The following is a 12,642-nucleotide window of genomic DNA, read 5'->3' as shown; positions in this document are numbered from 1 at the left end:
CGCACTGCTTCTTCCACGGCGATTTCGTCGAACGGGTTCATCGACATCTTCACGTTGGCGATGTCGACGCCCGTGCCGTCCGACTTCACACGGACTTTCACGTTGTAGTCCACCACTCTCTTTACAGCCACGATAATTTTCACCAGCAGTCTCCGCGTTACCACCCAATCCAGTTGAACGACCTCATTCACTCGCACCTGGTTCCGAGGAGTCCGACTCTACGCCGCCCACCATACATCGTCAATAAAACGTTTCATTTTTTGCAAAAAAATTACCCCGTAGTATCCTTTTACACCAGCCATTTACGGATCGTACTGACCATGAAAGGTTATCGATTCGTCACCTTCAGAACCACAACAACCGGAATCTGGCGATGCCCAAGATAGACAGCACCCGCGGCCCGAAGCAGGCCTCAACCGTTACGATGCGTGAGGTTGCGAAAGAGGCTGATGTTTCGATCGGGACCGTTTCTCGTGTCGTCAACAAGCACCCGGCGGTCAAGCCATACATTCGGCAGCGGGTTGAAGCGGCAATCGCAAAGATCGGCTGGCAACCGAATGCCGTCGCTCAAAGCATGAGGACGGCATCTACGAAAATGATCGGCTGCATTCTGCCGGACATGAGCAACCCACTGTTCGTCGCAGTCGCGAAAGGAGCAGAAGCCGCACTGAGAAAACACGGCTATGCATTTATTCTGTCCAACAGTGGTGGAGACCCCGATCGCGATCTCGAACTGTTCCCCTTACTTATGCAGAGAAGGGTGGATGGTCTGCTGTATTGCCCTTCCGACGAATACGACGAGAGAATCTGGGAGATGGTGCGCACAAGCCGCACTCCGACAGTGCTCATCGAGCGAGAACTGCTGCCTGAAACGTGCGACTACGTTGTCTCAAACCAGGCGGACGGCATCAAACAGGCGGTGGAATATCTTCTTTCCATCGGACACGTCCGCATTGGCCTCGTGGCCGGCCAATCGAAGATTCGACCTGGTCGTGAACGCTACCGGGGGTTCGTCGAAGCATTCAAAAATGCAGGTGTACAGTTCGATCCCGAATTGCTTCGACTCGAGGAAATGACAGCCGAGTACGCCTATCATGCAGTACAGTCCCTCATGCAGATCAGCAATCCACCTACCGCGATCATTATGGGCGGAAATCTTATGCTGGCCGGCACGCTACGCGCCTGCGCATATAGGGGACTTCAGATCCCAAGGGACGTATCCATCATCGCAGTTGGCGATACAGATCTGGCCGAACTCGCCTCTCCGCCGATTACCACTGTCCGGTGGAATCTCGAAGCAATGGGTCGCGATGCGGCCGAACTACTGATCACGCGCATCCGCGCACAGGCCGACGGACAACCGCGGACCGAACCAAAACATATCGTGGTCCCAACCGAAATCGTGCTTCGACGGTCTTGTGCCGTATTGAGGTAGCATCACCGCCATAGCCCAATACTGTGACCACCAGATCAAGGCAGGATACCCAAAAGTGATTCACAGGTAACAAGTGGGCGCGCCTCGCGCCCGGCGCAGCCGGGCGCTTATCTGGTCCGCACAGTAGACAGCGTATCAGCCTTGTACGACAAACATCGACAGGTCTCTAATCGATGCCAACCCGCCAAGCCCTGACAACTGGGCGAACAGAGCAATCGCCTGTTGCTTCGGCAGCACGCGACTTGCACAGTCGACAAATTTGTCCTGCAATTCGGCTTGTGTCATACGTCGCTGCCAACTTCCCTTGGGCCGCGCGACCGGCTCACTCGTTAGGACCCTGCCCGACGCGAGAGTAATCGAAACTGTGTCGGCTGGCGCAAATGGCTGGTCCCAGTCCGTCACAACCTCGGTAGTTGTGGTGCAACGGACCTTCTGCATTACCGCACGGACGGGCCCAGACGTAACAAACTCATCCGTAAGCTCACCAAGCCCCACACGTTTGGCAACCACCGCCGAAGCCATCGCAAACTCCATACTGAACTTCGCCTCCAGGCCGGTCTGCGGAAAGTGATTTCTGAGCATCAGATACTGTGTTTCGCCGGTATGCACGTGAATTTCCCTGATGTCTGCCGGCGCAATATCGTTCTCTTTCACCAGTTCGAGCGCAGCATCAATCGAGCGATGCGTCGCATAGCAGAGCGGGTAGCGCTTGATATGCACACCGTATTTCGGCAAACGCCAATCGATACCCAGCCGGAAGTCCTCGATATCCAGTCGAGGGGCTCGCGAGGGCGAGTGCGCTCTCACATAACCCGTGCGATGCTCGAGCACGTCCAGCGAAGCTGTATAGCCCGCAGACGCCAGCCTCGCAGCAAGTACTCCAGATTGCGCCGCGCGGGCGGTCTGCAGAGATTTGGTCATTGAGCCGAAATTCGCCACCATTCCGCTCGCAAGTGACGCGCTTATCGCAACCGCATGCGACGCCTGCTCCTTCGAGAGGCCGCGAAGGCTTGCACAGGCGGCAGCGCACGCCAGCGTGCCGTTAACTGCCGTCGGATGAAACCCAAGCTCATGCAGGGAGCCCGGCTCCAGATCGTAAAGCAGCGCCCATACTTCGTATCCGGCAACATAAGCGGCCAGCACTTCTGCCCCGCTTTTGTTGAGCGCCCAGCCTTCGGCCAGGATGGCTGGCGTCAGGACCACACTCGGATGCCCAGCGAGAGCGACGTCGTCATAATCCAGGACATGCGCGGACACACCATTCAACAGCGCAGCGTCGCCAACAGAGAATTTTCGGCCAGAAGGAATATGCGGAACCGCGTCGTCTTTCGCGGATGGCTCCAGCAAGGCGCCCACTATGGCGGGTGCCTCCTCCTTGCTGCCTGCAAGCAGGACACTTATACAGTCGGTTATTCCGATCCGGGCACCCTCCATACAATCGGCCGGAATATCACGTTTCCCGACCGATGAAGCAAAAGCCCCTACTTGTTTCGTCAAGCCATCCACATTGCCTCCTTAGCATCCAAGTGCGACAGGACCCCACGTCTCCAGACAGGTTCGGGAGCAGGTCTCTTTTATCAAAATAATCCTTCTAGCTGCTTGCGTCAATATAACGTTTCATTTTTATTGGGCACGAGCCAGAGGATGCGACAAAACTACGAATGGTTACAATATCAAGAACGATTCACCGTTCTTGGCAACCGACCAAGCCCTTCATCAACAGATCTCTCGCAACGTGAAATTCTTGCCCATCCGTTGCATCGAAACCAACCGTACAGCGATGGCGAGCAGCTTGCGCTCCGCGCCCAGCGGCCGCCTTCATGCACCAAGAGATGTTCCGGCAAGAGTCGAAGTAGTTCGAGAAACCCCGTAAGATCAAAGTCTTACGGGGTTTTTTGTTTCCGCGGGCAGCCGTCATATACCGATTGCATCCACGATTTTTGCGTATACACGGAATCGAGATGCCGAGCGATGCCCAAACGCGCCGAACCAAAGTCCGAAGTCGTATTTCGCGTCGCCAAACCGCGCGAGCGCCCTTACCTACTCTCTGACGGGACGGGCTTGCCTTATGCATCTGTCCGGACGGAAGCAAAACGTGGCTGCTCCGTTATCGCCGCCAGAGTACTGGCAAGAGGTAATCGAACTCTGCTTAGCACATAGCGTCGGTTCCACGGTAAGCCGTGTTTACAATCGCGCGCTACTGCTAGATGAGCGACGTAAGCTGCTGCAGCGCTGGGCCGATTTAATCGATAGCTTGATGCAGGCACCCGTCAGTGAACAGCACGGCCAGCCAGCAGTACCTCGTACATCTGTGAGCACAGTTCAGCAAATCGCCCTGAATATGACGAGCTCAGTGGATTGGCTTGTGGTGCCTTCGTATCCAAGTAACCAACGCCCCGCGCGCACGGAAACTACGGCCCCCTCTCGCAAGGCTTTCAGAAGCCGGTCACGGCATTCCCTGACGTGCGCTTCCATGAGACTCACAGCAGCAATTGCATCCCCGGCGCGTAGTGCCGCGAGTAAGCGAAGCAGATTCACGCTGAAATCCTCGATGCACGCAAAAGCATCCAGGACAAGAGACTGGCCCCCGCAGCGACGAAACAGATACCGGCAAAGCCCGGCCCTCGTTCGAGAGCAATGCCACCGAGCGTCGCGCCCATTGCCACGGCCAGATAAGTCAGCGAACTGTTCAGCGCCGTTGCCATGCCCTTCGTCGCGCCGGCCTGCTGCGTCAGCACGGTCGAAATACCGGTCAACACCACGCCTTGCAAAACGCCCCAGACGAACATCGCGGGCGCCAGCAGAGCCGGATGAGAAACAGCAATGGCCTGCGAGGCCAGCAGCGGACACAGCAGCAGTAACGCGACGGCCAGCAGACGTACCTTGCCGAGCCGATCAAGCAGATCGCCGCGCAGCGTGCTGCATGCGAGGCCCAGCCCGTAGCAGAGCACGTATGCGGCGGCGCCTGCGCTCCCGACATGCTGCGCATTCCGCACTGCAGTTCCCAGGTAGGTGTAGACGCCGTAGAAGCCGAGCATGTTGAAAAAAGTGATGCCGAACACGGCCCAGACGGGCCGAGGCAGAGGCCATCGCACTGCCCCTCCGACAGATCCGGTTGCGCTCGACTGCTGCGTCCCTTTTCTGAAACCGGCAATCATCAGGAACGCAGCCAACCCCACGAGCGCCACGGCAAAAAAAGCAAACCGCCAGCCTAGCAGTTGCCCGACCAGGCCCCCGAGCGGCACGCCAATTACCAGAGACAGCGACCATCCGAACATGATGCGCCCCATGACCCTGGCCCGGCGTTCATACGGAATGGCATCGCCCACGAACGCGTAACAGGCCGGCAGGTACGCGCCAGCGGCAATGCCGCAGGCGACGCGCGCACCGACGAGCGACGCAGGCCCCTGTGCAAGGCCACACCCGGCCGTCGCCAGCACGAACAGCGCGAGGCCCGACAGCATCAGTGTCAAGCGATCGAGCTTGTGCCCGAACAGTGCGAACAATGGCGAAGCGACTGTCAGCGCGAAGCCATAAGCGGCCACGGCGACGCCGATCGTTCCGGGCGACGCGCCCAGGCTTGCGCTGATGTCTTCGAGTACCGGAGACATGACGAGTGCTTCCGCACCGATGGCCGCGACGCCCGCCGTGAGACCGGCGACACCTCGGGTCAATGAATCTGACTGGCGATCCTGCTTCATTTATGGGAAAAAACGATCAACGATTCAGGTTTTCTATTTCGGACGCGTAGTAACGATCGTCTTTGATCAGCGCCGCTGCGGCAACCGATTCGATCGTCCTGAGTTCGTCCGCTTCCAGCGAAATCGCCGCGGCCGCAATGTTCTCGTCCAGGTGCGACGGTTTCCTGGTACCGGGAACCGGAACGATTCACGGATATCGTTTCAGCACCCAGGCCAGCGCCAGTTGCTCTGGCGTGACGCCCTTGCCCATGCCGCTGCCCGCGATGAATGCGGTCTTGTTGTCGAACAGCTTTCCGTGAAGTCATTTTGTCGTCGATTGAAGACGCACGAACCGTGTGTGCGAAGTCGGGCCGCGACAGGTTCGTGGCGAGCGCAACGAACCTGCTTCGTTCTGGTCAGGCAGAGAGCCGCTCGAATGACCGCACGGTTTTTCCGTCAACCGTCATGCCCGCGAAAGCGAGCATCGGCGCCAGGGTGTCGTTGTTCTCGGCCGGGAAATTCAGCTTCGGCCTCGAAACGACGCTGAGCTTGCCGATCTGTTCGGCGGACAGCGTGACTTCGAGCGAATCGAGATTGCTCTTGAGTTGATCGAGCCGCCGCGCACCGATCAGCGTGGACGTCACGCCGGCCTGTGAGCGCACCCAGGCCAGCGCCACCGACGCGGGGCTGACGCCGAGTTCCGACGCAACCTCCACGACGGCTTCGATGACGTTGTAGTCTGCCTCGCCCGGTACCCCGACCATATTGGCGCGCGTGGTATCGACGTGGCCCTGGGCGCCGCGCCGGAACTTGCCGCTCAGGAAACCGCTCTTGAGCGGCGACCACGGCATGATGCCCATGCCCATCGACCGCGCCATCGGAAACAGTTCGCCCTCGCTGGTGCGCTCCAGCAGCGAGTATTCGAGCTGCAGCGCGATGATCGGCGACCATCCGCGAAAGAGCGCGATGGTCTGCGCCTCGGCCGTTTTCCAGGCGGGGATGTCCGAGAAGCCGACGTAACGGATCTTGCCGGCGGTGACGAGATCGTCAAGACCGCGCAGGGTTTCCTCGACCGGTGCCGTCTGGTCCCAGTTGTGCAGCCAGTAGATGTCGATGTAATCGGTCTGAAGCCGGCTCAGCGAGGCTTCGCACTGCTGGATGAGCGCCTTGCGGCCGGCCCCGCCGCCGTTCGGATCGCCCGGGAACAGATTGCAGTAGAACTTCGTGCTGAGCACGAGCTCATCGCGGCGGACTTTGTTCTGCCTGAGATAGTCGCCGACGATCCGTTCGGAATGGCCGAAGGTGTAGACGTTGGCCGTATCCACGAAGTTGCCGCCGCGATTCCGGTACTCGTCGAACATCGCGAACGACTCTTCGGGGCTGGCGCCCCAACCGAAGTCCTCGCCGAAGGTCATGGTGCCGAGGCAGTACGGGCTGACGCGCAGGCCGGAACGGCCGAGCGTGACAAAATGATTGAGAGGCATGCTGGTTTTCCTGTCGCAGTGAATTCGGTCGATGCGCGCACGCTGTGCAACTCGGCGGACACATCGCCAGGCGAAACGGTCGATGACACCGGGATCGAGTCGATCCATCAAGTAGACACAGTACAGCGGGCGAATTGAACCGTTAATGCTTGTGAGTTCGTTTTATTTGCGCAATCGTTCCAAACTCATGGTCGCCACTTCGTTTACTACGTCGAACATGCCCGCTCAGACACGCCAGCCTCACGAAACTGAAGCAATTCGATAAAATTCCCCTCCGGGTCCTGCAGATAGGCGAAGCGAACACCCGGCCGACCGGCATCGCCCGGTGCGGATACAGCAACAGCACCAGACGAAACCGCTGTCTCGAACGCGCCTTCAAGATCGTTGACGGCCAGGGCCCAGGCAAAGTACCCGCGGCGACGAGCGACCTCGTTCAACCCGACGCGCGGCGGTGCGACTGACTCCGCGCATTCGACAAGTTCGATTTCTGCGCCCGCGCCGTTGCGGAGAATAATCAAACGCGTCTTCATCTCCGGCAACTCAATGCTGGCAATCTCTTCGACGAAGCCAAATGCCGACGCATAAAAGTCTCTCTGCTTCGAAAGATCGCCGACCGAAAGCGCTATGTGCCTGAATTGAAAATCAGCCATTTACCCTCAACCTTTTCATATGTCTGCGTCGGCCTTTACCAGAAAGTAAGTCGCCTATTTTTGCCGACCGCTCTCAGCGCGCGGTGTAACCACCATCGACCGGAAGAGCCGTCCCTGTCACGAAACTGGATCTGTCCGAGCACAGCCAGACGACGGCTTCAGCCATTTCATCGGGTTGCGCAATGCGTGCCGAGCGGATGGGCGGCAATCCGTGCAGACCGCCCCGTCGCAACGAGCGGCGTGGCCACCAGACCGGCCGCGATGGCATTGACCCGGATGCCCAGTGATCCGTAATCGAGCGCGGCCGTCCTGGTCAAGCCAATGACACCATGTTTGGCCGCCGTGTAACCGGAAAATCCGGGCACACTCACCAGGCCAGCGCCCGACGCCAGATTGACAATCGAGCCAAAGCCCTGACTTGCCATCTGTTCGAGTTCGTATTTCATGGACAGGAACGTGCCACGCAGATCTATCGCAACGATCCGGTCGAACGTCCCGGTTGCATAGTCGGCTGTGGGGCGAAGGTCATCGCCCCCACTCACACCCGCACTGTTCACGCCAAAATCAAGACGTCCGGCATCGCCGATCGCAGCGGCCACTGCGTGACGAACGAATGCTTCGTCGGAAACGTCGCAGACGACGGCCCGTGCATAGCCGCCTGACGCTTCGATCTCCGCAACGACTTCGCGGAGCGTTGCCATCGTTCGGCCCACCACCGGTGACGAGTGCCGTTTTCCCGGTGAATTCTTTCGTCATACTCTGACTACTCCATATGGCCGCTGCCTGGCGGTTTTCCTCCAGGCAGCGAGGCTTTGCGGAACGATCCCCAAACGTTGCGCGAGCACCCAGGAGAGCGTCAGTCGTGCAGGCGTGATGCACCCAGTTCCGTCACAACCAGCGCCGGGATACCGAGGCACCCCGCTTTCACCTCGCTACTTTCTTCAGTGAATGGCGGTATCGAAAGGCTGGCGCAACGTCGTCGCCCGCGCGACACGTCAGATAGAAACGCCAGTGATTTCCTCGCTCATGCGCCAAAGCCTGTCGGCCGCTTCTGGGTCGATCGCATAGGCTTGGACACCGGTGCCGCGATTGGTGCGATCTTCGGTGGAAAGATCTGGAGAATTGCCATCAGGCAGCACGGGCGTGATGTCCGAATCGGCACAGAACACACCACCTTTACCTTCGAGCTGCGGACTGACCGCGCACCAGACATGAGTGGCTGCGCCCTGCGGCACCGATTTCAGGTCACGGCTCAGGTCGACAACCGGCCGGTTGTTCTCGTCGACGAACCCGGTCTTCTTCAGCATTTCCACCCCGACGTGCGTGCCGAGATTCGTCCCCGCGATGCCGCCCGGATGGAGCGCGAACGCGCGAATGCCATCGTTCCTGCCACGCTGATCGAGACCGACGGCGAAGAGGATATTCGCCGTCTTCGACTGGCCGTAGGCCTTGAACGGCTCATAGTCGCGGCGCTCGAAATTGATGTCGTCGAACACGACCGGCGAGAAACGATGCCCGGCGGACGAAACGGACACGGCGCGCGCGCCGCCGGCCCGCTTGAGCGCCGGCCAGAGCCGCAGGGCCAGGCGGAAATGGCCGAGGTGGTTGGTGGAGAGCTGGAGCTCATTGCCCTGCGCATCGCGCTTCAGTTCGGGCAGCGCCATGATGCCGGCGTTGTTGATGAGCAGGTGAAGCGGCAGGCCGGTTTCGACGAAATCGCGTGCGAAATTGTCGATCGAGAGAGGATCGGTGAGATCCATCGACTGGACCTCCATGCCGCCGCCGACTCCGGCGATAGCCTTGCGCGCGCGCTCGACGTCACGCGCCGGCACGATGACACGTGCGCCGGCCGACGCGAGCGTGCGTGCAGCTTCGAGGCCGAGGCCCGAATAGCCGCCCGTGACGATGGCGACCTTGCCGGTCAGATCGATACCCTTGATGACGTCGACCGTCGTGGAAGCGCGGCTGAAACCCGAACCGATGGGTGCCTGGATTGTGCTCATGGTTACCTCTCCTTTTCTTGAATCAGATTTATCTCTGGTGTGTGTGATATACAGCTCTCCTAATGGATTGAATCTAAAAAGCCGAGCAGGGCGGCGCTCGTGTCTCCCGCCGCTTCAAGTTGCGGCCAGTGGCCGACTTCCGGCAGTTCAATCAACCCTCGCAGGTCCGCGAGGACGTTTCCCAGGACTTCCTGCGTGACGGGATGCAGCGCGTTCAAGCCGTCCGCTGCACCGACCAGAAAAAAAGACGGGATCTGAATCCTGCAACCGGAGAATGCCGACGTCATGTCGAGATACCACCCGAGCGCGCGATAGTAGTTGAGGGGTCGGTGGAATCCATTTCGCTCGAATTGACTGACCATGACGGCGAAGTCGGCGGGATTCACGAAGCCCGGCAATTCGGATGGCGCTGGCCGAAGCAAGCCGCGGTTGGTGTCCATCGGGTGCCAGCGCGTTTCTTCCGGCGTTTCCCCGGACGTCCAGTAGAAAGCGGCCGGCAGTGTTTTCCTGGCCTCGGCCCACTCGCTGTCGGCTTCGGGCCGCATCTGCCGGAACATATAGAAATCGTGCAGACCTTTTTCCCGTAAATCCGTCAGAAAATTCCCGCCCCCAAATTCAAACGGCGGCACGCTCACGCCGAAGACCGCGCGGAACCGATCGGGTCTGATAAGGGCTGCGGTCCACGCCGCGACAGCGCCGAAGTCATGACCGACAAGCGTCGCCGTCTCGCAAGCCAAGGCGTCCAGAACGGCAACAAGGTCGCCGACGATATTGAATGCCGTATAGGCGGATGCCTCGTCAGGACCGGTGCTCTCGCCATAGCCTCGGGTGTCCAGTGCGATCGCGCGATAGCCCGCACCCGAAACCGCTTCCATCTGACGACGCCAGCTACGCCATGTGTCAGGAAAACCGTGACAGAAAAGTACCGCCGGCCCTGCGCCACATTCGGTTACATGCAGCGATACGTCATTTGCAGTGACGTTGCATTCCTTCACGTTCCCTCCTGGAGTCCCGCCAGGCGGAGCGCCGTGTGGACGGCGGCTGTCCTGCCTGTGAAAACGAATTAGCTCATCGCATGGTAGGCTGTCCAACGTGTACGAAGAAGACGTGTCAGTTCATTTTTTATGCGCGAAAGTTCAATTACGTTAGCCGACCCCCTATCGGATCTGCTGGACTTCCTCCAGGCACAGTGCGATTTGTCCGGCCGGGTCGTAGCGGGCGGCACCTGGGCGCGCCGCTTCGCCAATCTGGATGCGATCAAGTTTTGCGCGGTGACAGAGGGGCGCTGCTGGTACTCGATCGATGGCATGTCCGAGCCGGCACCGGTCGAGGCTGGCGATGTCCTGATCACAAACGGCACCCGCACGCTGACCCTGGCCAGCGCTGCGCGTTTAATTCCTGGAGCAACAACCACGCCAGTCGTTCGCGACGCCGACAACCAATATCAGTTGGGCCACGGCTGCGACTTCACGATGCTGGGCGGCACAGTAAAAATCGACGCAGATCGGCAAACGCTGCTCTTGAAGGGGCTGCCGCCACTTATTCATGTCCGCGGAAACACGGACGAAGCCGAGCCTCTCGCCTGGTTGCTCAAACAACTGGTTGCGGAAATGAAAGGCCGACGACCGGGCCGATCCATCGTCATCTCGGGGCTGGCGCAACTGCTATTCATTCAGACATTGCGGGCCTATCTGGCGCAGGCGTCCGATGGCGATGAGGGCTGGCTGAAAGGCTTCGGCGACCAACGACTGGCCGTCGTGCTCAGCAGCATCCATGGCGAACCCGCCCGGAACTGGGGCCTGGAAGAACTCGCAAAAAAAGCAGGGATGTCGAGAACATCGCTTGCCGTTCGATTCCGCGAGATGATGGGCGTTCCACCACTCGCCTATCTGACCCAATGGCGAATGTATCTGGCGAGCCACGAGCTTCGAGCAGGTGCCTCGATCTCCGAAGCCGCGGCCTCGGTCGGGTACACCTCGGACAGTGCCTTCAGCAATGCATTCAAGCGCGTGATGGCGGTTGCGCCTGGTCAGTACAGGAGAACGGCTCGGGAAGAAAGCGAGGGACCACGGATGACTGGTAAAGCAGATACGCGTGAGTTCTAGCAGGCTGTTGATCTTCGTAACGGTGTAAGCGGGTGTTTGGGGCAATGCGTTAGAGATATTGTGTTCATGGCCTTTGTCGGACGAGTGCGATGCGTGGAATGGACGAGATGCAGGAACCGCTGTTCACGACAGTAAAGCTGGAGGACTTCGTGCCGGCCGATCATCCGTTGCGGCCGGTCCGGCTACTGGTAAATCAGGCGCTGAAGCGGCTCAACGGGTTGTTCAGCGTGATCTATGCGGACAGCGGTCGCGCGTCGATCGCGCCGGAGAAACTGCTGCGAGCCTTGCTGCTGCAGGTATTTTATTCGGTGCGCAGCGAGCGGATGTTGATGGAACAGATGCGTTACAACCTGCTGTTTCGCTGGTTCGTCGGACTGGCCATCGAGGACACGGTATGGGATCACTCGGTGTTCTCGAAGAACCGTGACCGGTTGCTGGAGCACGAAGTGGTTGAAACGTTCTTTACGGAAGTCATGAGCCTGGCGGACCGGCAAGGCCTGCTTTCGCGCGAGCACTTCTCGGTTGACGGCACGCTGATTCAGGCGTGGGCTAGCCACAAGCGTTTCCGGCCGAAGGACGGCCCGCACGATCCGCCGGCGGGAGGCGGGCGCAATGCCGAGGCTGACCGGAAAGGAAGGCGCCGCAGCAACGACACGCACGAATCGGGCACGGATCCCGATGCCCGCCTGTTCAGGAAGAGCAGTGGTTCTCCGGCTATCCTGTGTTACCACGGGCATGTGCTGATGGAGAACCGCTCGGGTCTGGTGGTCGGTGCGCTCGTCAGCCACGCTGATGGTTTTGCCGAACGCGCGAGTGCGTTGCGTCTGCTCGATTGCGTTCCGGGGCGTCATGCCAAAACGCTCGGAGCCGACAAGGCGTATGACACGCGTGACTTCGTTCGCGATTGCCGGGCGCGCAAAGTGACGCCCCACGTTGCGCGTCATGATGAGCGCTGGGGCGGCAGTGCCATTGATGGTCGAACCTCGCGGCACGCCGGTTACGGCATCAGCCAGGTCAAGCGCAAACGTATCGAAGAGCATTTCGGATGGGGCAAGACCGTCGGAAAGATTCGGCAGACCGTGTATCGCGGTATCAAACGGGTGGACCAGCACTTCAAACTGACAATGCTGGCAAGCAACTTGACCCAATGGCGCGAATACTGACGGCAGTATCAGCGGGAGCAACACGATGAGCCGCGCAAACGCGGCTCTTGCGTGGCAGCACGCAAGTTGCTCCGTTCGCCAGTCGGGCACTCGCGACGATTCGTCTGAAAATCAGCGATCGA

11 protein-coding genes and 2 pseudogenes are annotated in these 12,642 nt (G+C 59.6%); 4 read left to right on the top strand and 9 right to left on the bottom strand.

Annotated elements, in window-relative coordinates; translation table 11 throughout:
• A pseudogene (locus BLU17_RS22770) lies at nt 1–143 on the bottom strand (electron transfer flavoprotein subunit beta/FixA family protein); the annotation flags it as partial.
• Between the two features lie 230 nt (nt 144–373).
• Here BLU17_RS22770 and BLU17_RS22765 point away from each other — a divergent pair.
• Nucleotides 374–1,435, top strand: coding sequence for a LacI family DNA-binding transcriptional regulator (locus BLU17_RS22765; RefSeq protein ID WP_092001643.1), 1,062 nt, complete (start codon nt 374–376; stop codon nt 1,433–1,435).
• Between the two features lie 135 nt (nt 1,436–1,570).
• Here BLU17_RS22765 and BLU17_RS22760 read toward each other — a convergent pair whose 3' ends face one another.
• Together BLU17_RS22760 and BLU17_RS22755 are read right to left on the bottom strand one after the other, a co-directional pair.
• Nucleotides 1,571–2,941 carry an MmgE/PrpD family protein gene (locus BLU17_RS22760; protein ID WP_092001640.1) on the bottom strand — a complete coding sequence of 457 codons (1,371 nt, stop codon included), beginning with the start codon at nt 2,939–2,941 and terminating at the stop codon, nt 1,571–1,573.
• A 1,028-nt stretch (nt 2,942–3,969) separates the two neighbouring features.
• Entirely contained in the window at nt 3,970–5,136 is a 1,167-nt protein-coding gene (locus BLU17_RS22755) for an MFS transporter (RefSeq protein WP_092001637.1), read from the bottom strand.
• Between the two features lie 62 nt (nt 5,137–5,198).
• On the opposite strand from BLU17_RS22755, the gene BLU17_RS32585 reads away from it, so the two are divergent.
• The gene (locus BLU17_RS32585; RefSeq protein ID WP_143189320.1) at nt 5,199–5,435 is read left to right on the top strand and encodes a hypothetical protein; all 237 of its coding nucleotides are present in this window, start codon (nt 5,199–5,201) and stop codon (nt 5,433–5,435) included.
• Nucleotides 5,436–5,531: 96 nt separating this feature from the next.
• Here BLU17_RS32585 and BLU17_RS22750 read toward each other — a convergent pair whose 3' ends face one another.
• The 6 genes from BLU17_RS22750 to BLU17_RS22725 form a co-directional block, all read right to left on the bottom strand.
• Nucleotides 5,532–6,599 (bottom strand): aldo/keto reductase, encoded by a 1,068-nt coding sequence (locus BLU17_RS22750; RefSeq protein ID WP_092001634.1) that lies wholly within the window; start codon nt 6,597–6,599, stop codon nt 5,532–5,534.
• A gap of 206 nt (nt 6,600–6,805) precedes the next feature.
• Nucleotides 6,806–7,249, bottom strand: coding sequence for a VOC family protein (locus BLU17_RS22745; RefSeq protein ID WP_092001631.1), 444 nt, complete (start codon nt 7,247–7,249; stop codon nt 6,806–6,808).
• 73 nt (nt 7,250–7,322) lie between these two features.
• Nucleotides 7,323–7,415: an SDR family oxidoreductase gene (locus BLU17_RS34595; RefSeq protein WP_176929172.1), complete on the bottom strand. Its 93-nt coding sequence runs from the start codon at nt 7,413–7,415 to the stop codon at nt 7,323–7,325.
• A 1-nt stretch (nt 7,416) separates the two neighbouring features.
• Nucleotides 7,417–7,950 (bottom strand): SDR family NAD(P)-dependent oxidoreductase, encoded by a 534-nt coding sequence (locus BLU17_RS22735; protein WP_092001626.1) that lies wholly within the window; start codon nt 7,948–7,950, stop codon nt 7,417–7,419.
• Nucleotides 7,951–8,244: 294 nt separating this feature from the next.
• Nucleotides 8,245–9,252: an SDR family NAD(P)-dependent oxidoreductase gene (locus BLU17_RS22730; protein WP_092001623.1), complete on the bottom strand. Its 1,008-nt coding sequence runs from the start codon at nt 9,250–9,252 to the stop codon at nt 8,245–8,247.
• A 59-nt stretch (nt 9,253–9,311) separates the two neighbouring features.
• Nucleotides 9,312–10,247: an alpha/beta fold hydrolase gene (locus BLU17_RS22725; protein WP_092001620.1), complete on the bottom strand. Its 936-nt coding sequence runs from the start codon at nt 10,245–10,247 to the stop codon at nt 9,312–9,314.
• 129 nt (nt 10,248–10,376) lie between these two features.
• On the opposite strand from BLU17_RS22725, the gene BLU17_RS22720 reads away from it, so the two are divergent.
• Together BLU17_RS22720 and BLU17_RS22715 are read left to right on the top strand one after the other, a co-directional pair.
• Entirely contained in the window at nt 10,377–11,357 is a 981-nt protein-coding gene (locus BLU17_RS22720) for an AraC family transcriptional regulator (protein WP_092001617.1), read from the top strand.
• Nucleotides 11,358–11,455: 98 nt separating this feature from the next.
• Nucleotides 11,456–12,549 (top strand): annotated as a pseudogene (locus BLU17_RS22715) (IS5 family transposase).
• The last annotated feature ends 93 nt before the right edge of the window (nt 12,550–12,642 follow it).

This window comes from Paraburkholderia lycopersici (genome assembly GCF_900096975.1).
GTDB lineage: Bacteria > Pseudomonadota > Gammaproteobacteria > Burkholderiales > Burkholderiaceae > Paraburkholderia > Paraburkholderia lycopersici.
The sequence above is the reverse complement of the archived record's forward strand: the minus strand, read 5'-3'. Positions and strand labels throughout refer to the sequence as shown.